Below are 23,302 nucleotides of genomic sequence, written 5' to 3'. Positions count from 1 at the left end.
ACTCAGGCGGCGCGACGCCGCAGCACGCGGAAGGCGGCGTATGTGGCTGTCGCGGCGAGGGCGAGGATGATGCCGGTCTCCACCAACTGGACGTACCAGAAGTGGGAATGGGGGTGGATGTCGGCGTACCAGCCGGTGATGCGGGTGTCGGTCGGGCAAGGGAAGTCGGCCATCTGTTCGGGGGAGCACTGTCCGGCCACGAACCGTTCACCGGCGGCGTTGTGGACCCCCATGTCCATGATGAGGGAGTCCACGGGGACGTCGTGCATCGTGTAGTCCGAGTCCGTGCCCGAGGCGGGCCCCGAGACCGTGGTCACCGGGAACAGGTGCCAGCGCACACTGCCCAGGGCGAGGAGAACGCCGCCGGTGACGCCGCCGGTGACGGACATGGCGAGCAGTGTGCGCCGCAGGAGCAGTCCGGCGAGCGCGCCGACGGCCACGGCGAGCAGGCAGTACGCGATGAGGACGGGGCCGATCGCCTCGTACACGCCGCGGTCGGTCCAGGAGAGGTTCCAGCGGCCCAGGAGGTTCCAGGCGCCGAGCTGGAAGACGGCCATGAGCACGAGCGCGCCGCCCAGGGTCAGCGCGGCGGCCGTCGTCAGCTTCGACGCGAGCCAGCGCGCGGGGGAGACCGACTGGGTCCAGGCCAGCTTGTACGCCCCGGACTCCATCTCGCGGCCGGTCATCGGGCCTGCGACGAAGGCGCCGATCAGCACGGGCAGGAGCAGCAGGGCCACGGCCCCCTGTTCCATGGTGCTGGAGAGCAGGTCCATGGCGCTGGCGAACCCGAGGAAGGTGTCCTCGCAGGGGCCGTGGCAGTCGGCGGTCGGCACCGGGTAGGCCGAGGCCGCCCACCGCAGGTAACCCGTCACCACCGCCGCCGCGACGACGAGGCCGCCCGCCGTCCACAGCGCGGTGCGGTGCAGCCGGACATCCGCCCAGCGGGGGCCGCGCAGGAGAGGGGAGCTCATGCCGTCACCTCGCGCGCGACGGCGGCCGTCGTGCTCGGCGTCAGGAGTGGCGGTGCTTCGGGCGAGCGCAGATGGGCCAGCAACAGTTCCTCCAGGGAAGGCTCTTCGACGTCCCAGCCCCCGTCGATCCGGCCCTCGGGGCGGATCAGCGCGGTCAGGCCACGCCCGGTGGCGCGGGACTCGACGACCGTGTGCGGGGCGAGCTCCTCGACGGGCCGGCGCCCGGTGACCAGGGCGTGCGCGGCCACGAGGTCGTCGATGCCCCCGCCGAGCCGCACCCGGCCCCCGGAGACGAGCAGCAAGTGATCGCAGGCGTCGGCCAGTTCGCCGACGATGTGCGAGGACATCACCACGGTGGTGCCGTGCTCGGCGGCCTCGGCCATCAGCGTCCCCATCAGCTGATGGCGGGCGAGCGGATCGAGGTCGGCCATCGGCTCGTCCAGGAGCAGGAGTTCGGCCCGCTTGCCGAGCGCGAGGGCGAGCGCGACGCGGGTGCGCTGCCCGCCGGAGAGCGTGCGCACGCGCAGCTTCGGGTCCAACCCCCCTTCCCGTACGACGCGTTCGGCGAGCCCCGCGTCCCAGCGCCCCGGGTTCAGCTCGGCCCCGAGCCGCAGGGTGTCGGCGACGCTGAGCTGCGGATAGAGCGGCTTGTCCTGGGCGACGTACGCGATGTGTTCCCGCGCGGCGGCCGGGTCGGTGCCGAGCACGGTGAGCGTGCCCTCGGTCGGCCTCAACAGCCCGGCGGCCAGGGCGAGGAGCGTCGACTTGCCCGCGCCGTTGGGCCCGACGACCGCGCAGATCCTTCCGGCGGGCAGCCGGAAAGAGCAGTCGCGCAGGGCATGGCCCCGCCGCCCGTAGCTCTTGGCAAGCGCGGCCGCCTCGATGGCGGTGTCGGTCATGCGGGGTCCCCCTTGGTCACGTGCTGCTCTGCGTTCTCTGCGTGCTCTGAGTGCTTTGAGTGCTCTGTGCGCGCTGACTGCGCTGACTGCTCTGACTGCGTGAACTGCTCTTCCAGTACGGCGCTGAACAGCGCCGCGACGTCGTCCCTCTCCAGACCGGAGGCGCGGGCACGGGCGGCCCACTGGCTCAGCTCGCCGCGCAGCGGTGAGTCGGCGGGCGTGGAGCCCAGTGACTTCCGCACGAAGGTGCCGAGCCCGCGGCGGGCCTCGACCAGGCCCTCGCGTTCCAGTTCGCGGTAGGCCTTCAGGACCGTGTTCGGGTTGATGGCCGTGGCCTCGACGACCTCACGGGCCGTGGGCAGCTTGTCGCCCGGTTCCAGCAGGCCGAGGCGCAGGGCCTGTTGGGTCTGCTGGACGATCTGGAGGTAGGTGGCGACGCCGCTGCGCCGGTCGATACGGAACTCGACCATGCCCTTGCACCACCCTTTCACTAATTGAGTAGTGAAAGGGTGGTGCAAGAAAGGGGCGGCGTCAAGTGACGCCGCCCCTCGTCGAGTTGGCTCAGGACTCCGTGCGGTACATCAGGTCCGTCTCGTGCGTGACGAACCCGAGCCGTTCATAGACGCTGACGGCCGCCTTGTTGTCCGCGTCCACGTACAGCATCGCGGTCGGCAGCCCCGCCGCCGCCAGGTGGTCGAGACCGATCGTCGTCAGGGCCTTGCCGAGGCCGCCGCCCTGCGCGCCCGACCGCACCCCGAGGACGTACACCTCGCCGAGGCCCTCGTCCGCGTGCACCTTGGTCCAGTGGAAGCCGACGAGCTCGCCGTCCTTCTCGGCCAGGAAGAAGCCCGCCGGGTCGAACCAAGGCTCGGCCTTGCGGTCGTCCAGGTCGCGCTGGGTGAGCGAGCCCTGCTCGGGGTGGTGGGCGAAGGCGTCGGCGTTCACCGCGAGCCAGGCCGCGTCGTCCTGGCCGGGGACGAAGGCGCGTACGGAGACGCCCTCGGGGAGGACGGGTTCCGGCAGGTCGAGATCACCCAACGAGCGCCGCATCTGACGCAGTTCGCGGAAGAGGGTGAGCCCGAGGACCTGCGCGAGGTGCCGCGCGGCCGAGTGCCCCCCGTGCGCCCAGATCCGCAGCCGGCGGCCGGACTCCGCGAGCAGCGCGCTGCCGAGCGCCCGGCCGTGCCCGCGGCCGCGGTGCGCGGGGTGCACGACCAGCTCGGCCGCCGGCGCCTCGATGGGATCGGTGTCCTCCAGCTGCGCGTACCCGACGAGCTCGCCGTCGAGGCCGAGCAGCAGATGCCGCACCCCGTCCCGCGCGCCTCCCCGCAGTTGCAGCCGCCCCTGCTCGGACACGGCCTGCTGGCCGTCCGAGCGGGCAGCTTCCGCGATGAGCCCGAGCACGGCGTCGGCCTGGTCGGAGGTGAGGGCGGCGACGGTGTCGATCTGCCGCAGGGTGGCGGGAGGCTGCTGCTCGTCAGTCATGGAGTCGAGGGTACGGCGGCGGCCGGTCGAGCAGCAGATCACGGACGTACTCACGGTCCGCGGGGGAGTGTGCGACGGCGTACGCGCCGCTGCTGCCGCACCCGGCCGGCTTCGCCCCCGTAAGCCCCCACGCACTCATCCGAAGTGTCCGAAGTGTCCGCAACGCTCCCGCCATGCCCCCCGACGGCAACCACCTCGTAACCCGTAACCCCCTGTCGCGCTACGCGCGTTGACTTTAGGCTGCGCGGTGTCTCACCACCCTCAGTTCGTCTCAGACCTCTCCCAGGGGGACACGTGCCAGTCACTCCTCAGCCGCGTCGGCCAAGACGCCGCGCCACCCGTGTGCTCGCCGCCGCGGCCGGGCTCGCCACGATCGGTGCGCTGGCCGCCGCGCTGCCCGCGAACGCCGGTCAGGACCACACGGGCGCGGCGGGTGCGGCGGGCAAGAAGCGCACCGTCGACGTGCAGCTGCTGTCCTTCAACGACTTCCACGGCAATCTGCAGCCCCCGGCCGGATCGTCGGGCCAGGTGACGGAGAAGCAGGCCGACGGGACCGAGAAGAAGATCGACGCCGGCGGCGCCGAGTACCTCGCCACGTCTCTTCGTGCGGCCCGCAAGGGAAAGCCCTACAGCGTCACGGCCGCCGCGGGTGACCTGATAGGCGCGAGCCCGCTGCTGTCCGGCCTCTTCCACGACGAGCCGACGATCGAGGCGATGAACAAGCTCGACCTCGACGTCACCAGCGTCGGGAACCACGAGTTCGACGAGGGGGCCAAGGAGCTGGCCCGCATGCAGAAGGGCGGCTGTCACCCCAAGGACGGCTGCTTCGAGAAGGGCAAGAAGTTCAAGGGGGCCGACTACCCCTACCTCGCGGCCAACGTGACCGACGAGAAGACGGACAAGCCCATCCTCAAGCCGTACTGGGTGTGGAAGAACAAGGGCGTCAAGGTCGGCTTCATCGGCGTGACCCTGGAGGGCACGCCCGACATCGTCTCGGCGGACGGCGTCAAGGGGCTGAAGTTCCACGACGAGATCGAGACGGTCAACAAGTACGCCAAGATCCTCGACAAGCAGGGCGTGAAGTCGATCGTCACGCTCATCCACGAGGGCGGCGCCCCCGCGAGCCAGGCGTACAACTACAACTGTGACTCGCCGGGCGCGGGCGACGGCATCTCGGGTCCGATCACCACCATCGCCAAGGGCATCTCGCCCAAGGTCGACGCCCTGGTCACCGGCCACACGCACGCCGCGTACGTCTGCACCGTCCCCGACCCGTCGGGCAAGCCCCGCATGGTCACGTCCGCCTCGTCCTTCGGGAAGCTCTACACGGACACCACGCTCACGTACGACCGCAAGACCAAGGACATCGTCCGTACGTCGGTGAAGTCGGCGAACCACGTCGTCAGCCGGGAGCAGGCCAAGGCCCCGGACATGACCTCGCTCATCTCCCGCTGGGACAAGCTGGCCGCCCCGGTCGCCAACAAGCCGGTCGGCTACATCTCCGCCGACATCCCCGGCCGTGGCGCCGGAGTGCCCGAGGCGCCGCTCGGCGACCTGATCGCGGACGCGCAGCTCGCGCACGGCAAGTCGCTGGACCCCGAGACGGACCTGGCGCTGATGAACCCCGGCGGCATCCGCTCCGACCTGGTCTTCAAGGCGAGCGGGAGCGAGGGTGACGGGGTGGTCACGTACGGCGAGGGCTTCACCGTCCAGCCGTTCAGCAACACCGTCAACCTCGTCGATCTGACCGGCGCACAGCTGATCACCGGTCTGAAGCAGCAGGTGAGCGGGTCGAACGAGGCGTCCCCGAAGATCCTGCAGATCTCGGACGGCCTGACGTACACGCTCGACATGACGAAGTCCGGCGCCGACCGCGTGGTCACCGACTCGATCAAGCTGGGCGGCAAGGCGATCGATCCGGCCACCACCTATCGTGTGGCGATGAACTCCTTCCTCGCGGGCGGCGGCGACGGCTTCGGCGAGCTCGGCAAGGGCACGAAGCCGCTGGTCGGCAGCGATGACCTGAAGGCGTTCAACGACTACCTGACCGCCAACTCCTCGGCGGACAAGCCGATCGCGTCGCCCAAGGCGGACAGGATCACCATCGTGAAGTGAATGACGCGTTAACAGACGCGCTCAGAAGGTGGCCTAAATCGGCTGTTACTGGGCGTAAGGCTTGGGGTGGGGTGTGAACGTATGGTGAAATCAGCTGATGCGTTCCCCCCACCGCATAGCCACGCTTCCGCCCGATCACAACCAGGCCTATCCGTCTGATGGTTGGCACGCCGAATCGGTTCCCCCCGAAGCATCGCAGGCGGAGACGACCGCCCCGCTCAATCCGTACGACGAGCTCGGCGCCCTCGCGTCGCCGAACCCGCTGGAGGACTTCCTCCGCGACACGGACGACGACGACAAGGCAGCCGGCGCCGACAAGGCCGAGGCCCCCTGGCAGCCCCCGAACCACCGCCGCGGCAGCCGCCGCCGCATCAACCGGTTCGCCGGGCTCCCGCTCGCCGCGAAGGCCGTCGTGGCGCTCCTGGTCGCCACCGCCTTCCTCGGGCTCGGTGACCGCTGGGCCCTGCTCTACGCCGAGCACGAGGCCGCGGAGAAGCTCAAGGACTCCCTGCACCTGAACGCGACGCCCGAGGTCGACATCGAGGGCTTCCCCTTCCTGACCCAGGTCGTCGACAAGCGCGTCGACAAGGTCAAGGTCACCGTCCCGGACGTCGCGGCCGACCGGATCTCGCTCGCCCAGGTCTCCGCCACCGCCACGGACGTGACGATCACCGGCGACGGACCCACCGACATCAAGGGCGCCCTCATCCACGAGATGAACGGCGAGGTGCTCCTCTCCTTCGACGACCTGAACCGTGAACTCGGCGCGTCCCAGGTCACGTTCACCGGCCGCGGCAGCGACCAGGTCCTCGCCCGCGGCACGCTGCCCGTCGCCGGCCACGACCTGAAGCTGCGCGCCGACGCCCGCATCCAGCGCAACGGCGACCGCGGCATCTCCACCGACATCGGCAGGATGAGCCTGCAGATCGGGGATCTGGCGACCTACCGGCCCGGAGCCCGCGAGTCCGAGGGCCTGCACCTCAGCAAGAAGTCCGCGGACCGCCTCGCCGAGGAGACCGCCAAGGCCAAGGCGCTGCTCTCCGTGCCGTCGATCGTCAAGCGGCTCGGCGTCCCGGACTCCGTGGTCAGCGGCGCCCTGAAGAGCGACACCAAGCTCCACGACCTGGTCGGATCGCCGCGCTTCATCAACGACGTGATGGGCCTGAACCTCCTCGACGTCGCGATGGCACACCCCGAGCTCCTGAAGAAGCTGGGCCTGGACCCGGGTCTCCTCAAGGGCCTCTCCCAGCTCACCCGCCCCGTCCTCACCGACCGCCTCACGCTCGCCTTCCAGCTGCCGAAGCTGCCGGGCAAGGGGAACGTCTGGCTGCAGGACGTGAGCGTGCGGCAGGACGGCATCCGGGTGCGGCTGAGCGGTACGGGGCTGGGGATCGGCAAGTAGCGGCTCACGCGGCGGGGGGCGGGGTCGGCGCCCCCGGCAGGCGGACCGTGACCACCGTGCCGCCGCCCCCGGCGGGGTGCAGCTCCACCTGGCCGCCCGACTGGTGCACGGTGCGGGCCACGATGGACAGGCCGAGGCCCGACCCGGGGAGACTGCGGGCCGACGGGGAGCGCCAGAAACGGTCGAAGACGTGCGGGAGTTCGTCGGTGGGGATGCCGGGGCCGTGATCGCGGACGGTCAGCGCGCCGCCCTTCAGGGCCACCTCGACGGCGGAGCCCGGGGGGCCGAACTTCACCGCGTTGTCCAGAATGTTCACGATGGCCCGTTCCAGGGCCGCGGGCTCGGCGCGTACGTACCAGGGCCCGAGGTCCGCCTCGAAGGTCAGCTCGGGGCCGCGCAGCCGCGCCCGCTCGAGGGCCGCGTCCACGATGTCGTGCAGGGCGACGACCTGCACCTTTCCGCTCTGTCCGCTGTCCGTGCGTGACAGCTCCTGCAAGTCGCCGATCAGCGAGGCCAGTTCGGTCATCTGTGCCGTCACGGAGGCGAGCAGTGCCTTGCGGTCGTCGGGCGGGATGGCCCGGCCGGTGTCCTCGCTGCGGGCGAGCAGCTCGATGTTCGTGCGCAGCGAGGTGAGGGGGGTGCGCAGCTCGTGCCCCGCGTCGGCGATGAGCTGCTGCTGGAGGTCACGGGACGAGGCGAGCGAGGCGGTCATGGAGTTGAAGGAGCGCGAGAGCCGGGCGATCTCGTCGTCGCCCTCGACGGGGATGCGGAGATCGAGGTCCTCGGTGCGGGCGACGTGCTCGACGGCCGCGGTCAGCTCGTCGACCGGGCGCAGGCCGGTGCGGGCCACCCAGAGGCCGGCGGCTCCCGCGCCGATGATGCCGACCCCGGCGACGAGGGCCAGGACCAGGACCAGGTTGTCGAGGGTGTCGTCGACCTCGTTCAGGGGGCGGGCCACCGAGACCGCGCCGGTGACGCCCCGCAGGGGGTAGGTGTAGACGCGGTACTCGGAGCCGTCCGACGCGATGCCGTTGTGCACGGTCGCGCGGGACCTGCCGTCGGCGACGGCCGTGTCGGCGGCCGTCACCTTGACGGACTGCTCACCCACGATCAGACAGTCGTTGCCCTTGGGATCGACGACCTGGATCGTCTGCTTGATCAGGTCGGGCCGCTGTGTGATGTCACCCGGCTGCTCGCTGCACCGGCTGGTCTGGATCGCGTTCAGGACCTCCCCCGAGGAGAGCTGGGCCTCGCGCAGCGCGCTGTCCAGCGAGCTCACCAGCGCGTTGCGCACCACGAACCAGCACACGACAGCGGCCGCCGCGACCGCAAGGGCCACGGCCGACGCGACCAGCATCGCCAGCCGCGATCGGAGCGGCAGTGCGCGATACCGCCGGACGAGCCCCTTCACTCGCCGCCGCCCCCGCCCGACCCGGGCCGCAGCACGTACCCCACACCGCGCACCGTATGGACGAGACGAGGCTCGCCCCCCGCCTCCGTCTTGCGGCGCAGGTACATGACGTACACGTCAAGGGAGTTGGAGGACGGCTCGAAGTCGAAGCCCCAGACCGCCTTCAGGATCTGCTCCCGGGTGAGGACCTGACGCGGGTGCGCGAGGAACATCTCGAGCAGCGTGAACTCCGTGCGGGTCAGCTCCACCGTGCGCGCCCCGCGCGTGACCTCACGCGTCGCGAGGTCCATCCGCAGGTCGGCGAAGGCGAGCGTGTCGCCCTCCTCGGCCTGCCCCGCGCCGGCGGCGTACGAACTGCGGCGCAGGAGCGCCCGGATGCGGGCGAAGAGCTCGTCCAGCTCGAAGGGCTTGACCAGGTAGTCGTCGGCGCCCGCGTCGAGCCCCGTGACGCGGTCGCCCACGGTGTCGCGCGCGGTGAGCATCAGGATGGGCGTCAGGGACCCGGTCGCGCGCAGCCGCCGGGCGGCGGTGAGGCCGTCCATGCGCGGCATCTGGATGTCCAGTACGACGAGGTCCGGGCGGTAGGCCGCCGCCTTCTCCAGCGCGTCGGCGCCGTCGACGGCGACCTCCGTCCCGTACCCCTCGAAGGCGAGACTGCGCCGCAGCGCCTCCCGCACGGCGGGCTCGTCGTCGACGATCAGGATGCGCAGCTGTTCGCGGTCGCCTTCGGCGGGGCTCATCGGCTCGGTACTTCCTCGGGTGCGGGGCGGTGGACGGGGCCGGTATCAGCCTCGCACGCGCGCGCGGGGCTTGGGGCGTGCGGCGGGCCGGGAGGACGGTGCCTTGGCCGTGGCGACTTCGGGGGCGCGGGCCGCGGTGGCGCCGTGCAGGTCCCCGGCCACTGAGAGGGGGAGGCCGAGTCCCGCGGGATCGGTGTCGGGCAGGCTGCCCCAGCCGATGGTGGCGGCCAGGGCGTGCCGGGCGCGGTTGACGGTGATCAGGGGTCCGGGCATGGCGGCCTCCAGGTGCTCCGGGGGGAGTGGTCGGGGTCAGTCGGTCGAGCCGGCCCGCAGGGTGTCCAGGTCGGCCTTGACCGTGTTGATCGGGATGGCGAAGCCGAGGCCGACGCTGCCGGAGCCCGACTCGGAGCCTGCCTGCGACGAACTGGGCGAGTACATCGCGGAGTTGATGCCGATGATGTTGCCGTTCATGTCGATGAGGGCGCCGCCGGAGTTCCCCGGGTTGAGCGAGGCATCGGTCTGCAGGGCCTTGTACGTGGTCTTCGACGAGCCGGTGTCGCCGTTGAACTGCTCGCCGCCGTACTCGAAGGGCCAGTTGCCGCCGCCCTGCTGTTGCTGCTGCTGTCCCTGGTCCTCGTCCGCCGAGACGGTGACGTCCCGGTCGAGCGCGGAGATGATGCCGCTGGTGACGGTGCCGGTCAGGCCCTCGGGGGAGCCGATCGCCACGACGTCGTCGCCGATCTTGACGTTGTCGGAGTCGCCGAGGCTCGCGGCCTTCAGGCCGGAGGCGTCCTTGAGCTTGATCAGCGCCAGGTCCTTCTTGCTGTCGGTGCCGACGACCTCGGCGTCGTACGTCTTCCCGTCGTTCGTCGTCACCTTGACCGAGGAGGCGCCGGAGATCACGTGGTTGTTGGTGATGATCTCGCCGTCGTCGGTGATGATCACGCCGGAGCCGGTGGCCTCACCGGAGTTCGACTTCGCGCTGATCTCCACGATGCTGGGGCTGACCGCCTCGGCGACACCGGAGACGGTGCCCTTCTGGCTGGTGGGCACGACGTTCGTGTTGGTCGCGCTGCTCGACGTGCCGTCCTTGCCGGTCAGCTCCTGGAAGGCGTACGCGGTGCCGCCGCCTACGGCTGCCGCCGCGATGGCGACCGCGGCGAGCAGGGCCATGGGGCCCTTGGCCCGCCGGCGCGGGCGCGGGGGCCTCGGGGGCTCTCCGGGTGCGAACGCTTCCGGTGCTTCCGGCGCTTCCGGTGCGAAAGCGGGCGGGGGCGGGTACGCGCCCTGCGTACCGCCATGGTGAACAGGCGCTGACGACTGCTGCTGCTGGGGGTACTCGCCGCTGTTTGTCATGGGTTCCAGGCTGCGGGGCGTTCATGAGAGGCGGCTGAGTGCGCCCTGAGAACACCGGTAGAACCTCGTATGCCCCATATAAAGCCCACCGCTGCGCGCCGGCTGCTCCCCACCCTTCCGGACTGCAGCCCGAAGCCGCCGGGGGTGATCAAGCAGGGGTCAGGCGCAGCCGCAGGACTGGCGGATCACCAGGCGTGAGGGGAACAGTTTCAGGCGTTCCCGGCGGGAACCCGCCACCCGCAGGCCGTCGTCCAGGACGAGGTCGACCGCCGCTCGCGCCATCGCGGGGCGGTCCGAAGCCACCGTCGTCAGCGGCGGGTCCGTGAGCCCCGCCTCCTTCACGTCGTCGAAGCCGGCCACGGCCAACTGCTCCGGGACGTCGATCCGAAGCTCCCGCGCGGCCCGCAGGATGCCGATCGCCTGGTCGTCGGTGGAGCAGAAGATCGCCGTCGGCCGGTCAGGGCGGGCCAGCAGCTCCAGCGCCATCTGATACGCGTCGTACCGGTTGTACGGGGCCTCGAAGAGCCGGCCCTCCACCGAGCGCCCGGCCTCCCGCATGGCCCGCCGCCAGCCCTCGACGTGGTCGGAGACGGGGTCACCCACCGTCGGGGTCTCGGCCGTGCCGCCGACGCACGCCACGTACTCATGGCCGTGCTCAAGAAGATGCCGCGTGGCGAGCTGCGCGCCGCCGAGGTCGTCCGTCACCACCGCCACGTCGTCGATCGCCTCGGGCCGCTCGTGCAGGAGCACGACCCGCGCGTCCCACGCGTCGATCTCGGCGGCGGCCGAATCCGTCAGACCATGGCTGACGAGGATGAGCCCGGAGACCCGCATGCCGAGGAAGGCCCGCAGATAGTGGGCCTCGCGCTCGTCCACGTAGTCCGTGTTGCCGACGAGCACCATTTTTCCGCGCTCGGAGGCCGCCTGCTCCACGGCATGCGTCATCTCCGCGAAGAACGGCTGCCGCGCGTCCGGCACGATCATGCCTATGAGGTCGGTCCGCCGCGACGCCATGGCCTGGGCGACCCGGTCGGGCCGGTACCCCAGCTCTTTGATCGCGGCGAGTACACGCTCGCGCGTGGCCGGGGCAACCGGCCTAGGTCCGTTGTTGATGACATAGCTGACGACGGCGGTGGAAGTACCCGCAAGTCGTGCAACGTCATCCCGAGTCACCTTGGCCACGCGCGGAGTCTACGCGGATGGAACTACCGCTGGGCAGGGCGTACGGCAGCTTCCTTGGGCGCTTCCGTCGGCGCGGACGCGGCAGGTGCCGACTCGCGCGTCGGGATCTCCCGGTGCTCACCCTCGGCGGGCGGAACCGCCGCCTTCGCCTTCACCTCGTCGGCCGCACGTTCGACCTTCTCCGGCGTCACGAAGCGGTAGCCGACATTCCGGACGGTGCCGATCAGCGACTCGTGCTCCACGCCGAGCTTCGCGCGCAGGCGCCGTACGTGGACGTCGACCGTCCGCGTACCGCCGAAGTAGTCGTAGCCCCAGACCTCCTGGAGCAGCTGGGCCCGTGTGAAGACACGCCCCGGGTGCTGCGCCAGGTACTTGAGCAGCTCGAACTCCTTGAAGGTCAGGTCCAGGACCCGGCCCTTGAGCTTCGCGCTGTACGTCGCCTCGTCCACGGAGAGATCGCCGTTGCGGATCTCCATGGGGGAGTCGTCGGCGGTGATCGACTGGCGGCCCATCGCGAGCCGGAGCCGCGCCTCGACCTCGGCGGGGCCCGCCGTGTCGAGCAGTACGTCGTCGATGCCCCAGTCGGCGGTGACGGCCGCGAGGCCGCCCTCCGTGACGACGAGGACGAGCGGACAGCCGGGTCCCGTGGAGCGGAGGAGCTGGCAGAGGCTGCGGACCTGCGGCAGGTCGCGCCTGCCGTCGATCAGGATGACGTCGGCACCAGGGGTGTCGACGAGGGCCGGGCCTTCGGCGGGGGCCACCCGCACGTTGTGCAGCAGCAGGCCGAGGGCGGGAAGCACCTCCGTCGACGGCTGAAGGGCATTGGTGAGGAGCAGCAGAGAACTCATCGCCGCCCACCTGCCTGGGTCGTCTTACGGTTGTGCACGGTTCGCTCGCCCATAACGTCGGTTCCTCCTCGGTCCCTGCGAGGACGTTTACGGCACTGCTTCGTACTGTTGCTGCCGTGATTCCGGGGCCCGCGCCCTGGGCCCGGCGCGCTGTCGATCAGCACGCGTCTGAAAGCACGAAAGGACCCGGGGGCTTCGCTGCCCGGATCCTCTGCCAAGGAGAATAGCCCACATGAGTTCCCGTCCGGCAGGTCAAGTCGCGCGATCTTCTGTGCAGCCGGTCACTCGCGTTCAGCGGAGCGCAACGCTCCGTACACGGGACGGAGTCGCGATCGACGCGCTGTACGAGCCCGGTCCCGACCCCGGCACGGACCTCGCGATCGTGATCGCGCACGGCTTCACCGGAGACCTGAACCGGCCGCACGTGCGCCGGGCCGCGGGCGTTTTCGCCAAGGCCGCGGCCGTGATCACGTTCTCCTTCCGGGGTCACGGGGCGTCCGGCGGGCGCTCCACGGTCGGCGACCGCGAGGTGCTCGATCTGGCAGCCGCGGTCGAGTGGGCGCGGTCCCTGGGCCACGCACGCGTGGTGACCGTGGGTTTCTCGATGGGCGGTTCCGTGGTGCTCCGGCACGCGGCTCTCGCCGGAGCCGCGCACAGGGGGCGCACGGAAGCGCGGGTTGACGCGGTCGTCGCGGTGAGTGCCCCGGCTCGTTGGTTCTACCGGGGGACGGCGCCGATGCGGCGGCTGCACTGGGTGGTGACGCGACCCGTGGGGCGTGTGGTGGGCCGGCTGGGCCTGCGCACACGAATCCACCCGCACGAGTGGGACCCCGTCCCGCTCTCGCCGGTGGAATCGGTCCCCCTCATCGCGCCGACACCGCTGCTGATCGTGCACGGCGACCGTGACCCGTACTTCCCCGTCGACCACCCCCGGATGCTGGCCGCCGCCGCCCGGGACGGAGCGGAGCTCTGGCTGGAGACGGGCATGGGGCACGCGGAGAACGCCGCGGACGACGCCCTGCTCGGTCGGATCGCCGGGTGGGCCACGGCATCATGGACGTCGGCAACCGCCGAAGGAGCCGAAGGAGAGGAGCTGTGATGGTGAACGGCACCATTCGTTACTGGGCCGCGGCCAAAGCAGCCGCAGGTGTCGCGGAGGAGCCGTACGCCGCGACGACGCTGGCCGAGGCGCTGGACGCGGCGCGCGAGCGACACCCCGGTGAGCTGGTCCGTGTACTGCGGCGATGCTCCTTCCTCATCGACGGCGATCCCGTGGGTACCCGTGGGCATGAGACGGTACGGCTGGCCGAGGGCGGCACGGTCGAGGTGCTCCCGCCGTTCGCAGGAGGGTGAGAAGCGACATGAGCGATCCGCGTTACGAGGGGTACGGCGAGCATCAGTACGGGGAGCACCGGTACGGGGACTACGACCCGTACCGGCAGGAGTACCCCCCTGCTCCCGAGCAGCAGCAGGCCTACCCACCCGAGCAGCAGTACGCCCAGCAGCAGTACCCGTACCCGCAGCAGCAGGCGTACACCCAGGACGCATACACCCAGGACGCGTACACCCAGCAGTGGGAAGGGCAGACCTGGGACACCCAGATTCAGCCCTCACCCGTGGTGGACGTGACGGAGACGGCCTATCTGCCCCCGCAGGGGTACGGGCAGCCGCAGCCTCCGGCGGGTCAGCCGCAGCCGCAGCCTCCGGCGGATCACCCGGAGCCCGCGCCCGAAGCCGTCGCCGCCACCTACGGCCCCGCCACCACCACGGGCAACCCCCGCATCACCGACGCCCAGCGGGCCCGTGCCGAAGGGCGGTCGCCGGTCATAGAGCCGGGGATCCAGCCCGCCGCGCTCACCGCGGTGCTCGGACTGCTGCTCGCCGGGACCGCGGCCGTCGGGCAGTACGCCCTGCTCGTGCCCCTCGTCCTGCTGCAGGCCGTCACCGCCGCCGGCTGGTTCCGGCTCAACGGGATGTGGCCCGCCCGGCAGGGCATCGCGCTCGCCTTCATGGGCGGTGTCGTGGCCGACATCGCCCTGCTCGTCACCGGCAGGGAGAACGCGCCCGCCGCGATCCTCGGCACCCTCGGCATCTGGGTGCTGCTCGTCCTGGTGCTCCAGCTGCGCAGCCGCGCCTCCGCCGACGAGCGGATGTACGGCCTCATGGCGACCGTCACGTCCGCCGCGCTCGCGATCATCGCGACCGGGCACCTCGCGGCCTCGGACGACGCCGTGACGGTGGGCGGCATCGCGGTGGCGGTCGCCGTCATCGCCCGCGCGCTGCCCCTGCCGACGCCCGCGTCCGTCGTCGTCGCGCTGCTCGCGGCCGCCGGAGCGGGCATCGCGGTCGGCGGCGCGACCGACTTCGGGAGCAAGGGCGCGCTGCTCGGCCTCGGCGCCGCTGTCTGCGCGCTGATCGGCCACCGGGTCGCCAGTTACGACTATCCGTCGCGCTTCGTGCACATGACGGCGGGCGTGGCCCTGCCGCTCGCCGCCGCGGCCCCGGCCGTCTACCTCCTGGGCAGGGCCGTCGGCTGATCGTCACAGCTGATCGACAGGTCCCCGGCCGGGCACTCCGGCCGGGGACCTGTCCTTTAGGCTCGCGACAACGACAGCCAAGCGGGGGTACAAGGTGGGGGAACACCGGACATGAAGCGCTCCGTACGAATACTTCTGATCGTCCTCGTGATCCTGGGGGGTCTCTTCGTCGGCGCCGACCGCCTCGCGGTGGGCTTCGCCGAGGACGAGGCGGCGGAGAAGCTGCGTACCAGCGAGGGGCTCAGCGAGACGCCCGACGTCTCCATCAAGGGCTTTCCCTTCCTGACCCAGGTCGCGGGCGGCACGCTCGACGACGTCGAGATCGGCATCCAGGACTACGACGCGGCCTCCGGCTCCGACAAGATCCGCATCGCCGATCTCGACGCCCGCATGCAGGGCGTCAAGTTCTCCGGCGACTACAGCTCCGCCACCGCCGACAAGGCCACGGGCACCGCTCACATCTCGTACGACGAGCTGCTGAAGCAGGCCCAGGGGGAGCCGGTGGAGCTGCCGCTCGGCGCCACCGGCAAGGTGGTCGGGCTCTCGGACGGCGGCGGCAACAAGATCAAGGTCGAGGTCGAGGTGAGCAAGGGCGGCGCGAAGCTGCCCAAGCCGGTGCACGTGCTGAGCTCGGTGTCGGTCGACGGCGACACGATCAAGGTGAACGCCGACGAGATCCCGAAGAAGTTCGAGGTCATGGGCGTCTCGATCCCCCTCCCCGAAGGCATGGTCCGCGACGTGACCGACTTCGAGGAGAAGGTCACGGGGCTGCCGGGCGGCATCAAGATCGACGGGGTGGAGCCGGCCCAGGACGGCGTGGACATCTCGGTCAAGGGCACGAACGTGAAGCTCGCGGGCTGAGGCCCGAGGGGTGGCCGCCCCGAACGGCGCCCCGAACGTCCGCCTGGAGCGGCCGTTCCGCAGTACGAGACGAAGCCGTCCGCGCGATGGATGCGGCAGGAGCGAATCCCGCTCCCCGCCCCGGCGCGGGCGGCTTTTCCGTTGACCGCATCCCACATCGTGGATGATCCCGTCTCACCATTCGACACCCCGGTGACACGGCCGCCCTCGCGTCCCTACGATCGGACGCATGCAGCGACAGGCGGACCTCACGAAGCGGCGGGCAGTAGACCTGTGCCGCGTCGCCGCCATGCTCTGTCGCACCTTCTGAGCGGGAGCTCCGACTCCCGTATCCCCCGGCCCGTTGACTCCGTCAGGGCCACCCCGTGCCGCGTACGCCGCGCTACCGCGCAATCACCGCCCGTACCCGGCATGAACCCCCTCGCACAGCACCACAGCCCCGCCGTAACTGCCCCGGAGGAGAAGAAGTATGAGCCGCAGCGACGTCCTGGTAGACGCCGACTGGGTCGAGGCCCACATCGACGACCCGAAGGTTGCCATCGTCGAGGTCGACGAAGACACCTCCGCGTACGACAAGAACCACATCAAGAACGCGATCCGCATCGACTGGACCGACGACCTCCAGGACCCGGTCCGCCGCGACTTCGTCGACCAGGAGGGCTTCGAGAAGCTCCTCTCGGCCAAGGGCATCGCGAACGACACCACCGTCGTCCTCTACGGCGGCAACAACAACTGGTTCGCGTCCTACGCCTTCTGGTACTTCAAGCTCTACGGCCACCAGGACGTGAAGCTCCTCGACGGCGGCCGCAAGAAGTGGGAGCTCGACTCCCGCGACCTGGTCGACGGCTCCGAGGTCCCGAACCGTCCCGCCACGGACTACAAGGCCAAGCCCCAGGACGCCTCGATCCGCGCCTTCCGCGACGACGTCGTCAACGCGATCGGCTCGCAGAACCTGGTCGACGTGCGCTCGCCCGACGAGTTCAGCGGCAAGCTGCTCGCCCCCGCGCACCTTCCGCAGGAGCAGTCGCAGCGTCCGGGCCACGTCCCGTCCGCGCGCAACATCCCGTGGTCGAAGAACGCCAACGACGACGGCACCTTCAAGTCGGACGACGAGCTCAAGGCCCTCTACGAGGACGAGCAGGTCGACCTGGCCAAGGACACCATCGCGTACTGCCGCATCGGTGAGCGCTCGGCGCTCACCTGGTTCGTCCTGCACGAGCTGCTCGGCCAGACCAACGTCAAGAACTACGACGGCTCCTGGACCGAGTACGGCTCCCTCGTCGGCGTCCCGATCGAGCTCGGCGCCAACAAGTAGCCCTCCCGAACCCCCCTGCAGTGACCAGCTAAGGACGGACGAACGCATATGTGTGGAGCGAAGGCCGGCGGACCCGACGCCTCGACGATCAAGCCCGGCGAGACCACCATCCAGGGCCAGGTGACCCGCGACGGCGAGCCCGTCAGCGGCTACGTGCGCCTGCTCGACTCGACCGGCGAGTTCACCGCCGAGGTCCCCACCTCGGCCACCGGCCAGTTCCGCTTCTACGCGGCCGAGGGCACGTGGACGCTGCGCGCCCTCATCCCGGGCGGCACGGCCGACCGCACGGTCGTGGCCCAGACGGGCGGCCTCGCGGAGGTAGCGATCGCCGTCTAGTTCTTCACGCGCCTCTCGCACCGCTCGGCCCTGGCGGGCCTCCCGGGCTCCGACGCGCATGAACGGCCAAAGGGCCGCACCCCAGGGGGTTGGACGCCACTGGATCGGGGTGCGGCCCTCTGGTTCTCCGGTCGGCCGGTGGGGCTAGCGGCGGTGTTTGCCGTCCAGTTCGTCCCACCACTCGTCGGACTTCGAGTCGCCGGACGGGTCGTCCCACCAGCGGTCTTCCGGGCCCCGGCGGTTCGCCACGATGGCTGCGAGGGGTGGGATCACCATCGCCACCACGCACATGCCGACGGCGACGGGGATGGACCAGAGCCGCACGACGCCCCACGCCAGGACGAAGAGGGCGATGCACGTGCCCATCATGGCGAAGTACATGCGGCGGCGACGCGCGAACATACATCCAGCGTACGGCGGGGGTACTCAGTAGACGAGCGCCTGTGTGCCGTCCGTCATGGCTTCCTGGACGAAGAGCTGGGCGCCCGCGATCCGTACGCCGTCGAGCACGTCCTTCTCGGTGATCTCGCGGCGCGCCGCGCACTGCGTGCAGAGCGTGATGCGGCCCGCGGCCACGATCGAGTCGATCAGGTCGGGGAGCGGGGCCGCGTGCGGGAGTTCGAACTCCGCCGCGCGGCCCGGGAGCGCGAACCACGACGCCTCGCCGGTCAGCCAGAGCGAGACCTCCACTCCGCTGGCCACGGCCACGGCCGCCACCGTGAACGCCTGGGAGCAGCGCTCGGGGGCGTCGGCCCCGGCGGTCACCTTGATCACGAGCTTCTTCGCCATGGCCGCATCGTAGGGCCATCCGCGCGGTCACCCGTAAGGCCACCTCGCAGAGAGCGGCGGGCCGCGCACGACTACAGTGGGAGCGGCTCTGATACCTGCCCCCATAGCTCACCCCATAGCTCACCGAGGAGCACCCCGTGCTTGAGGCCTTCTTCTCCGCCCTGCTGGTCCTGGTCTGCGTCGGCGTTCTCGCGTTCGCCGCGCTGTCCGTGAAGAAGCTGTACCAGGGTCAGCGCTGAGCCCCGTACGCCCGTAGGCCCCGCCACCTAGAGATCGTCTGAGCATCCCATGATCGAGATTCCGTCCGACCTGCACCCCGACCTCGTGCCCCTCGTTTGGCTCCTCGGCAACTGGGCCGGCGCGGGCGTCACCGACTTCCCCGGCGCCGAGAAGGCGAATTTCGGCCAGGAAGTGTCCTTCTCCCACGACGGGCGGGACTTCATCGAGTACCACTCGCACACGTGGGTGCTCGACGCCGAGGGCAACAAGGTGAAGCCGCTGGAGTCCGAGTCGGGCTTCTGGCGCATCGACAAGGACCGCAAGGTCGAGACCGTGATGGTGCGCGACGACGGCGTCGTCGAGGTCTGGTACGGCGAGCTCGCCGACCAGAAGCCGCAGATCGACCTGGTCACGGACGCGGTCGCCCGCACGGCGGCCTCCGGCCCGTACACGGGCGGCAAGCGCCTCTACGGGTACGTGAAGGGCGACCTGATGTGGGTGGGCGAGAAGCAGACCCCCGAGGTGCCGCTGCGTCCGTACATGTCGGCGCAGCTGAAGAAGGTCGTCTCGCCCGAGGACGTCGCCGAGATGGCCAGGGGTCTGGGAGATCTGCCGGACGACGGCATCGCCTTCTTCAAGTAGGCCGTTCGCCCCGCTGGCCTAGACTGCCTGTGTGGCGAGCACCGATTCCGACTGGAAGAGCGACCTGCGACAGCGCGGCTACCGTCTGACGCCGCAGCGCCAGCTGGTCCTCGAAGCCGTCGACACCCTTGAGCACGCGACCCCCGACGACATCCTCTCCGAAGTGCGGAAGACGGCGTCGGGGGTCAACATTTCCACGGTCTACCGCACCCTGGAGCTCCTGGAGGAGTTGGGTCTGGTCAGCCACGCGCATCTGGGGCACGGTGCGCCGACGTACCACCTCGCGGACCGTCACCATCATCTGCATCTGGTGTGCCGGGACTGTACGAACGTCATCGAGGCGGATGTCTCGGTGGCCGCGGAGTTCACCGCGAAGCTGCGGGAGACGTTCGGTTTCGACACGGACCTGAAGCACTTCGCGATCTTCGGGCGCTGCGAGAACTGCTCCGGCAAGGACAGCGGCGAGGACGGCAAGGAATAAGCGCGCCCGCCGCCGGGTCGTAATGTGGGTGAACATGAAGAGCCCCCTCCTGTCCCTGCCCGGCGCCGTCCCCGCCGAGGGCGTGGACGAAGGCGTCGCCGCCCATTACGGCGACCTGTTCCGCGAGCAGCGCGCCCTCGCCGACGGCACCGGTCTCGTCGACCTCTCGCACCGCGGTGTCGTCACCGTCTCCGGCCCCGACCGGCTGAGCTGGCTGCATCTGCTGCTCACGCAGCACGTGACGGAGCTGCCCGTCGGTCAGGCCACCGAGGCGCTGATCCTCTCCGCGAACGGCCACATCGAGCACGCCCTCTATCTCGTGGACGACGGCGAGACGGTGTGGGCGCACGTCGAGCCCGGCACACAGGACGCGCTGGTCGCGTATCTGGAGAGCATGAAGTTCTTCAACCGGGTCGAAGTCGCCGACCGTACGGACGAGTTCGCGGTCGTGTATCTGCCGGCCGGTTCGATCGCCCCGGTGCCGGAAGGTGTCGTCGTACGCGAGACGCCGCACGGCCGGGACCTTTTCCTGCCGCGTGCGTCCCTGGAGCCGTACGCCGAGGAGAACGGTCCCGCGATCGGCATCCTCGCCTACGAGGCGCTGCGCGTGGAGGCGCACCGGCCGCGGCTCGGCTTCGAGACGGACCACCGCACGATCCCGCACGAGCTGGGCTGGATCGGCACGGCGGTGCATCTGCAGAAGGGCTGCTACCGCGGCCAGGAGACGGTCGCCCGCGTCCACAACCTGGGCAAGCCGCCGCGCCGCCTGGTCTTCCTGCACCTGGACGGCAGCGAGGTCCATCTGCCGGTGGCGGGTACGGAGCTGCGGCTGGCCTCGGAGGGCGCGGAGGGCCGCAAGCTCGGCTTCGTCACGACGGCGGTACGCCACCACGAACTGGGCCCGATCGCGCTCGCCCTGGTGAAGCGGAACGTGCCGCTGGACGCGGCGCTGAGCGCGGGCGGGACGGCGGCGGCGCAGGAGGTCGTGGTCGAGCCGTAGTCCTGGCCGGCGGCCTCACATCTCCAGCAGCACCGTGAACGGCCCGTCGTTGGTCAGCGAGACCCGCATCTGTGCGCCAAAGCGGCCGCAGGCCACCGTCGCGCCCAGCGAGCGCAGTTGGGCGACGACCTCGTCGACGAGGGGCTCGGCCACATCGCCGGGCGCGGCGGCGTTCCAGGTGGGCCTGCGGCCCTTCCTCGCGTCGCCGTAGAGCGTGAACTGGCTGATGACCAGCAGTGGCGCGTCGATGTCCGAGCAGGACCTCTCGTCGGCGAGCATCCGAACGGACCAGAGTTTGCGGGCCAGTTGGGCCGCCTTCTCCTTGGTGTCCTCGTGGGCCACGCCCACCAGGACGCACAGTCCCTCGCCGTTGATCTCGCCGACCGTCTCGGGGCCGTTCTCGCCCTCGACTACGACGCTCGCCCCGTCCACCCTCTGCACCACAGCACGCATACGGCCATCATGCCTGTTCGGCCGCCTGCCCGGCCGCCTGCTCCGAACGGCCGTGCCACGCCGCCGGATGCGCCGCCCATGGGGTGCCCTGAACCCCCCATCTGGGGCCGATTAGGGGCACTCGCTCACATAGCGGCCACCGAGGGTGGCACCATGCTCACACGCGGTGTACCGCGCCGGTCGAGGGGACGGTAGAGCCACATGAGCACACCAAGTACGGGACAGCCGCCCGGATCTGTGTCGCTGACCCGCATGAGCGTCGCGCGACGTACGAACGTGGCGCGACCGCCGATGCAGCGCACGGGCAGTGCGGTCACAGGCAGTGCGGTGCTGTCCGAGCAGCCCGTGCACGACCTCGCCGCGCTGCTCCTGCGCGAGCTGCGTGAGCTGCGCAGGGACGCGCAGCAGAACGAGGCGGACCTGAGCTATGTCCGGCGCCTGCTGCAGGGCCGGATCGACATCCTGCGGGCCGAGGTGGCGCGCCGCAAGGATCCGGCGGCGCCGGAGCCGGAGGGGCCGCTCGTGCACCGGCTCTCCGAGATCCTCACGGACGGGCCCGCCCGGCATCGCTCGTCGGCCCGGCATGTGACGCTCGGCACGCCGCACAGCGTGGAGGTCGGTCTCCTGGCGACGGAGATGCTCGCCGAGGTCGAGCTCTCCGACCTGGACGCCCGCACGGACGACGAGCTGCACACGGCCATGGGGCGCCTCGTGCGCTATGAGCAGCAGGTTTCCCGGCGCCGCCAGCAGCTGCAGCGTACGGCGGACGATTGCAGTGCGGAGATCGCCCGCAGGTACCGTGAAGGTGAAGCACAAGTAGACGACCTGCTCGCGTGACCCGGTGATCCCGGCTTCCGCGGGCGGCCCGTGACGCCACCCCCGCCCCGGAAGGCCGAAGATGACCGCGACGTCCGCCGAGTCTGCCGCCACCCCTGTCATATCCCCGGTCCTCGCCGAGGTCGTACGTTCAGGCTTCGTCGAGGGCCGGCACAGGGGAAGCCTGGTGCTGCTCGCGGCGGACGGCAGTGTGGAGCTGGCGATGGGGGACGTGTCGGCTCCCGTCTTCCCGAGGTCGGCGAACAAGCCGATGCAGGCGGCCGCGGTGCTGCGGGCGGGGCTCGACCTGTCGGGTGAGCGCCTCGCGCTGACCGCGGCGAGCCACTCGGGGGAGGTGTTCCACCGGGACCTCGTGCAGAAGATGCTGGCCGAGCAGGGCCTGACGGCGGCGGACCTGCAGTGCCCGCCGGATCTCCCGCTGGACGCGGTCGAGGCCGAGACATATCTGGCAGCGGGTGCCGTTCGTGACCGGGTGACGATGAACTGCTCCGGGAAGCACGCGTCGATGCTGGCGGTCTGCGAGCTCAACGGCTGGCCCACGGATTCCTACCTGGACCCGCGGCACCCTCTCCAGCAGCTGATCCTCCAGGTGGTCGAGGAAGCGGCGGGGGAGCGGGTGGCGGCTGTCGGCACGGACGGCTGCGGCGCGCCCCTGATGGCCATCTCCCTGACCGGCCTCGCGCGCGCCTTCCGTCACTTCGTCCTCGCCCCCGAGGGCTCGGCGGAGCGCCGGGTCGCGGACGCGATGCGGGCCCACCCGGAGTACGTGGCCGGCACGCGCCGCCCCGACACCTGGCTCATGCGGGAGATCCCGGGTGCCCTGTCCAAGATGGGCGCCGAGGCGGTCCAGGCGTTCGCGCTGCCGGACGGCCGTGCACTGGCCTTCAAGGTGGACGACGGAGGGATACGGGCCCTTGGCCCCGTCCTGGCGCGTGCGCTGCGCCTGGCGGGTGTGGAGGATGACGTGCTCACCCGGGTCGGACGTGCGCCCCTGCTGGGCGGCGCGGTCGAGGTGGGGGAGATCCGGGCGGCGTTCTAACCCGGGTGGACGCGGGATGCGCCAATGGCTGACCGGACTCCCGGCTCCCCTCCGGATGGGAGCCCGGCCAACCAGCTCTGTCAGCCCGACTGGGCGAGCAGCAGGACGAGGAGCGCAGCCCCGACGCCGCTGATTTTGGTGCTCTTGGCCTTGATGCCCACGGTCAGCAGGACGAAGGCGACGATGCCCAACGGTCCGTACTTCCACTGGATGAGCTGCTCGAATCCGATGGCGAGGGCGGCGATGACGATGGCGATGAGCGGCATGACGTTCCCCCTTTCGGGACGGGGCATGCGGACCCCGTCCCATCCGGTTGGCGGCCATTCGATGGCGGACTACTGGCGGCCAACCCCTAGGGGTTCCTGCCAGGTTGCCTAAGTTGGC

Annotated in this window: 28 protein-coding genes; 14 read left to right on the top strand and 14 right to left on the bottom strand. The window is 70.6% G+C overall.

From position 1 onward, the window contains the following. Nucleotides 1–2: 2 nt before the first annotated feature. From ACWD02_RS26745 to mshD, 4 genes are all read right to left on the bottom strand, one after another. The gene (locus ACWD02_RS26745; protein ID WP_451214957.1) at nt 3–971 is read right to left on the bottom strand and encodes an ABC transporter permease; all 969 of its coding nucleotides are present in this window, start codon (nt 969–971) and stop codon (nt 3–5) included. Continuing rightward, nucleotides 968–1,870 (bottom strand): ABC transporter ATP-binding protein, encoded by a 903-nt coding sequence (locus ACWD02_RS26740; RefSeq protein WP_451214956.1) that lies wholly within the window; start codon nt 1,868–1,870, stop codon nt 968–970. Before ACWD02_RS26740 ends, ACWD02_RS26745 begins: the two co-directional genes overlap by 4 nt. Next, complete coding sequence (locus ACWD02_RS26735; RefSeq protein WP_451214955.1) at nt 1,867–2,340, bottom strand: GntR family transcriptional regulator; 474 nt, start codon at nt 2,338–2,340, stop codon at nt 1,867–1,869. The genes ACWD02_RS26740 and ACWD02_RS26735 overlap by 4 nt, the downstream gene beginning before the upstream one ends. Nucleotides 2,341–2,431: 91 nt before the next feature. Further along, nucleotides 2,432–3,355, bottom strand: a complete 924-nt coding sequence (gene mshD / locus ACWD02_RS26730) for a mycothiol synthase (RefSeq protein WP_451214954.1) — start codon at nt 3,353–3,355, stop codon at nt 2,432–2,434. Between the two features lie 294 nt (nt 3,356–3,649). Here mshD and ACWD02_RS26725 point away from each other — a divergent pair, with 294 nt between their 5' ends. Then, the gene (locus tag ACWD02_RS26725; RefSeq protein ID WP_451214953.1) at nt 3,650–5,470 is read left to right on the top strand and encodes a bifunctional metallophosphatase/5'-nucleotidase; all 1,821 of its coding nucleotides are present in this window, start codon (nt 3,650–3,652) and stop codon (nt 5,468–5,470) included. A 97-nt stretch (nt 5,471–5,567) separates the two neighbouring features. Then, nucleotides 5,568–6,872: an LmeA family phospholipid-binding protein gene (locus ACWD02_RS26720; protein ID WP_451214952.1), complete on the top strand. Its 1,305-nt coding sequence runs from the start codon at nt 5,568–5,570 to the stop codon at nt 6,870–6,872. Nucleotides 6,873–6,876: 4 nt separating this feature from the next. Here ACWD02_RS26720 and ACWD02_RS26715 read toward each other — a convergent pair whose 3' ends face one another. The 6 genes from ACWD02_RS26715 to ACWD02_RS26690 form a co-directional block, all read right to left on the bottom strand. Beyond that, nucleotides 6,877–8,283 (bottom strand): sensor histidine kinase, encoded by a 1,407-nt coding sequence (locus ACWD02_RS26715; RefSeq protein ID WP_451214951.1) that lies wholly within the window; start codon nt 8,281–8,283, stop codon nt 6,877–6,879. After that, the gene (locus ACWD02_RS26710) at nt 8,280–9,023 is read right to left on the bottom strand and encodes a response regulator transcription factor (protein WP_451214950.1); all 744 of its coding nucleotides are present in this window, start codon (nt 9,021–9,023) and stop codon (nt 8,280–8,282) included. The genes ACWD02_RS26715 and ACWD02_RS26710 overlap by 4 nt, the downstream gene beginning before the upstream one ends. A 45-nt stretch (nt 9,024–9,068) precedes the next feature. Then, on the bottom strand, nt 9,069–9,296 hold the full coding sequence (locus ACWD02_RS26705; RefSeq protein ID WP_451214949.1) for a hypothetical protein: 228 nt from the start codon (nt 9,294–9,296) through the stop codon (nt 9,069–9,071). A 36-nt stretch (nt 9,297–9,332) separates the two neighbouring features. Continuing rightward, complete coding sequence (locus tag ACWD02_RS26700) at nt 9,333–10,379, bottom strand: S1C family serine protease (RefSeq protein WP_451214948.1); 1,047 nt, start codon at nt 10,377–10,379, stop codon at nt 9,333–9,335. A 159-nt stretch (nt 10,380–10,538) separates the two neighbouring features. Beyond that, complete coding sequence (locus tag ACWD02_RS26695; RefSeq protein WP_451214947.1) at nt 10,539–11,561, bottom strand: LacI family DNA-binding transcriptional regulator; 1,023 nt, start codon at nt 11,559–11,561, stop codon at nt 10,539–10,541. A gap of 23 nt (nt 11,562–11,584) precedes the next feature. After that, nucleotides 11,585–12,409: a winged helix-turn-helix transcriptional regulator gene (locus tag ACWD02_RS26690; protein ID WP_451214946.1), complete on the bottom strand. Its 825-nt coding sequence runs from the start codon at nt 12,407–12,409 to the stop codon at nt 11,585–11,587. A gap of 232 nt (nt 12,410–12,641) precedes the next feature. On the opposite strand from ACWD02_RS26690, the gene ACWD02_RS26685 reads away from it, so the two are divergent. From ACWD02_RS26685 to ACWD02_RS26655, 7 genes are all read left to right on the top strand, one after another. Continuing rightward, nucleotides 12,642–13,508: an alpha/beta hydrolase gene (locus tag ACWD02_RS26685; RefSeq protein WP_451214945.1), complete on the top strand. Its 867-nt coding sequence runs from the start codon at nt 12,642–12,644 to the stop codon at nt 13,506–13,508. Beyond that, entirely contained in the window at nt 13,508–13,762 is a 255-nt protein-coding gene (locus ACWD02_RS26680) for a MoaD/ThiS family protein (RefSeq protein ID WP_160505846.1), read from the top strand. Before ACWD02_RS26685 ends, ACWD02_RS26680 begins: the two co-directional genes overlap by 1 nt. An 8-nt stretch (nt 13,763–13,770) precedes the next feature. Next, nucleotides 13,771–14,946, top strand: a complete 1,176-nt coding sequence (locus ACWD02_RS26675) for a hypothetical protein (protein WP_451214944.1) — start codon at nt 13,771–13,773, stop codon at nt 14,944–14,946. A 111-nt stretch (nt 14,947–15,057) separates the two neighbouring features. Next, the gene (locus ACWD02_RS26670; RefSeq protein WP_451214943.1) at nt 15,058–15,807 is read left to right on the top strand and encodes an LmeA family phospholipid-binding protein; all 750 of its coding nucleotides are present in this window, start codon (nt 15,058–15,060) and stop codon (nt 15,805–15,807) included. A gap of 229 nt (nt 15,808–16,036) precedes the next feature. Beyond that, nucleotides 16,037–16,117, top strand: coding sequence for a putative leader peptide (locus ACWD02_RS26665; protein ID WP_351007875.1), 81 nt, complete (start codon nt 16,037–16,039; stop codon nt 16,115–16,117). Nucleotides 16,118–16,276: 159 nt separating this feature from the next. After that, on the top strand, nt 16,277–17,122 hold the full coding sequence (locus tag ACWD02_RS26660) for a sulfurtransferase (RefSeq protein WP_451214942.1): 846 nt from the start codon (nt 16,277–16,279) through the stop codon (nt 17,120–17,122). Between the two features lie 48 nt (nt 17,123–17,170). After that, on the top strand, nt 17,171–17,458 hold the full coding sequence (locus ACWD02_RS26655; RefSeq protein ID WP_160505842.1) for a DUF1416 domain-containing protein: 288 nt from the start codon (nt 17,171–17,173) through the stop codon (nt 17,456–17,458). A gap of 144 nt (nt 17,459–17,602) precedes the next feature. Here the strand turns inward: ACWD02_RS26655 and ACWD02_RS26650 are convergent, their stop codons facing one another. Further along, the gene (locus tag ACWD02_RS26650) at nt 17,603–17,860 is read right to left on the bottom strand and encodes a DUF3099 domain-containing protein (RefSeq protein ID WP_451214941.1); all 258 of its coding nucleotides are present in this window, start codon (nt 17,858–17,860) and stop codon (nt 17,603–17,605) included. 24 nt (nt 17,861–17,884) lie between these two features. Then, on the bottom strand, nt 17,885–18,247 hold the full coding sequence (locus tag ACWD02_RS26645) for a DsrE family protein (RefSeq protein WP_451214940.1): 363 nt from the start codon (nt 18,245–18,247) through the stop codon (nt 17,885–17,887). Between the two features lie 288 nt (nt 18,248–18,535). Between ACWD02_RS26645 and ACWD02_RS26640 the strand changes: the two genes are divergently transcribed. Genes ACWD02_RS26640 through ygfZ form a run of 3 tightly spaced genes read left to right on the top strand, consistent with a single transcriptional unit; the run spans nt 18,536 to nt 20,589 of the window. Beyond that, nucleotides 18,536–19,108, top strand: a complete 573-nt coding sequence (locus ACWD02_RS26640; RefSeq protein ID WP_249589121.1) for an FABP family protein — start codon at nt 18,536–18,538, stop codon at nt 19,106–19,108. A 31-nt stretch (nt 19,109–19,139) separates the two neighbouring features. Further along, nucleotides 19,140–19,589, top strand: a complete 450-nt coding sequence (locus ACWD02_RS26635; RefSeq protein ID WP_451214939.1) for a Fur family transcriptional regulator — start codon at nt 19,140–19,142, stop codon at nt 19,587–19,589. Between the two features lie 34 nt (nt 19,590–19,623). Continuing rightward, nucleotides 19,624–20,589, top strand: coding sequence for a CAF17-like 4Fe-4S cluster assembly/insertion protein YgfZ (gene ygfZ, locus ACWD02_RS26630; RefSeq protein ID WP_451214938.1), 966 nt, complete (start codon nt 19,624–19,626; stop codon nt 20,587–20,589). Between the two features lie 15 nt (nt 20,590–20,604). Here ygfZ and dtd read toward each other — a convergent pair whose 3' ends face one another. After that, nucleotides 20,605–21,042, bottom strand: a complete 438-nt coding sequence (dtd, locus tag ACWD02_RS26625) for a D-aminoacyl-tRNA deacylase (RefSeq protein ID WP_451214937.1) — start codon at nt 21,040–21,042, stop codon at nt 20,605–20,607. Nucleotides 21,043–21,243: 201 nt separating this feature from the next. On the opposite strand from dtd, the gene ACWD02_RS26620 reads away from it, so the two are divergent. Continuing rightward, nucleotides 21,244–21,879 carry an RsiG family protein gene (locus ACWD02_RS26620; RefSeq protein WP_451214936.1) on the top strand — a complete coding sequence of 212 codons (636 nt, stop codon included), beginning with the start codon at nt 21,244–21,246 and terminating at the stop codon, nt 21,877–21,879. 61 nt (nt 21,880–21,940) lie between these two features. Then, entirely contained in the window at nt 21,941–22,918 is a 978-nt protein-coding gene (locus ACWD02_RS26615) for an asparaginase (RefSeq protein WP_451214935.1), read from the top strand. A gap of 80 nt (nt 22,919–22,998) precedes the next feature. Here ACWD02_RS26615 and ACWD02_RS26610 read toward each other — a convergent pair whose 3' ends face one another. Next, entirely contained in the window at nt 22,999–23,184 is a 186-nt protein-coding gene (locus ACWD02_RS26610; protein ID WP_363213156.1) for a hypothetical protein, read from the bottom strand. Between the last annotated feature and the right edge of the window lie 118 nt (nt 23,185–23,302).

It is taken from the genome of Streptomyces sp. NPDC002853 (assembly GCF_053591915.1).
This window is presented reverse-complemented; position numbering and strand designations above follow the sequence as displayed.

What these genes read in the sequence shown, in the direction of transcription:
- ACWD02_RS26740 (WP_451214956.1), bottom strand. Translation starts at nt 1,870, where the DNA reads ATGACCGACACCGCCATCGAGGCGGCCGCGCTTGCCAAGAGCTACGGG.
- ACWD02_RS26660 (WP_451214942.1), top strand. Translation starts at nt 16,277, where the DNA reads ATGAGCCGCAGCGACGTCCTGGTAGACGCCGACTGGGTCGAGGCCCAC.
- ACWD02_RS26720 (WP_451214952.1), top strand. Translation starts at nt 5,568, where the DNA reads ATGCGTTCCCCCCACCGCATAGCCACGCTTCCGCCCGATCACAACCAG.
- ygfZ (WP_451214938.1), top strand. Translation starts at nt 19,624, where the DNA reads ATGAAGAGCCCCCTCCTGTCCCTGCCCGGCGCCGTCCCCGCCGAGGGC.
- ACWD02_RS26690 (WP_451214946.1), bottom strand. Translation starts at nt 12,409, where the DNA reads ATGAGTTCTCTGCTGCTCCTCACCAATGCCCTTCAGCCGTCGACGGAG.
- ACWD02_RS26675 (WP_451214944.1), top strand. Translation starts at nt 13,771, where the DNA reads ATGAGCGATCCGCGTTACGAGGGGTACGGCGAGCATCAGTACGGGGAG.
- ACWD02_RS26615 (WP_451214935.1), top strand. Translation starts at nt 21,941, where the DNA reads ATGACCGCGACGTCCGCCGAGTCTGCCGCCACCCCTGTCATATCCCCG.
- ACWD02_RS26745 (WP_451214957.1), bottom strand. Translation starts at nt 971, where the DNA reads ATGAGCTCCCCTCTCCTGCGCGGCCCCCGCTGGGCGGATGTCCGGCTG.
- ACWD02_RS26735 (WP_451214955.1), bottom strand. Translation starts at nt 2,340, where the DNA reads ATGGTCGAGTTCCGTATCGACCGGCGCAGCGGCGTCGCCACCTACCTC.
- dtd (WP_451214937.1), bottom strand. Translation starts at nt 21,042, where the DNA reads ATGCGTGCTGTGGTGCAGAGGGTGGACGGGGCGAGCGTCGTAGTCGAG.
- ACWD02_RS26650 (WP_451214941.1), bottom strand. Translation starts at nt 17,860, where the DNA reads ATGTTCGCGCGTCGCCGCCGCATGTACTTCGCCATGATGGGCACGTGC.
- ACWD02_RS26620 (WP_451214936.1), top strand. Translation starts at nt 21,244, where the DNA reads ATGAGCACACCAAGTACGGGACAGCCGCCCGGATCTGTGTCGCTGACC.
- ACWD02_RS26680 (WP_160505846.1), top strand. Translation starts at nt 13,508, where the DNA reads ATGGTGAACGGCACCATTCGTTACTGGGCCGCGGCCAAAGCAGCCGCA.
- mshD (WP_451214954.1), bottom strand. Translation starts at nt 3,355, where the DNA reads ATGACTGACGAGCAGCAGCCTCCCGCCACCCTGCGGCAGATCGACACC.
- ACWD02_RS26705 (WP_451214949.1), bottom strand. Translation starts at nt 9,296, where the DNA reads ATGCCCGGACCCCTGATCACCGTCAACCGCGCCCGGCACGCCCTGGCC.
- ACWD02_RS26710 (WP_451214950.1), bottom strand. Translation starts at nt 9,023, where the DNA reads ATGAGCCCCGCCGAAGGCGACCGCGAACAGCTGCGCATCCTGATCGTC.
- ACWD02_RS26640 (WP_249589121.1), top strand. Translation starts at nt 18,536, where the DNA reads ATGATCGAGATTCCGTCCGACCTGCACCCCGACCTCGTGCCCCTCGTT.
- ACWD02_RS26700 (WP_451214948.1), bottom strand. Translation starts at nt 10,379, where the DNA reads ATGACAAACAGCGGCGAGTACCCCCAGCAGCAGCAGTCGTCAGCGCCT.
- ACWD02_RS26665 (WP_351007875.1), top strand. Translation starts at nt 16,037, where the DNA reads ATGCAGCGACAGGCGGACCTCACGAAGCGGCGGGCAGTAGACCTGTGC.
- ACWD02_RS26655 (WP_160505842.1), top strand. Translation starts at nt 17,171, where the DNA reads ATGTGTGGAGCGAAGGCCGGCGGACCCGACGCCTCGACGATCAAGCCC.
- ACWD02_RS26685 (WP_451214945.1), top strand. Translation starts at nt 12,642, where the DNA reads ATGAGTTCCCGTCCGGCAGGTCAAGTCGCGCGATCTTCTGTGCAGCCG.
- ACWD02_RS26610 (WP_363213156.1), bottom strand. Translation starts at nt 23,184, where the DNA reads ATGCCGCTCATCGCCATCGTCATCGCCGCCCTCGCCATCGGATTCGAG.
- ACWD02_RS26670 (WP_451214943.1), top strand. Translation starts at nt 15,058, where the DNA reads ATGAAGCGCTCCGTACGAATACTTCTGATCGTCCTCGTGATCCTGGGG.
- ACWD02_RS26645 (WP_451214940.1), bottom strand. Translation starts at nt 18,247, where the DNA reads ATGGCGAAGAAGCTCGTGATCAAGGTGACCGCCGGGGCCGACGCCCCC.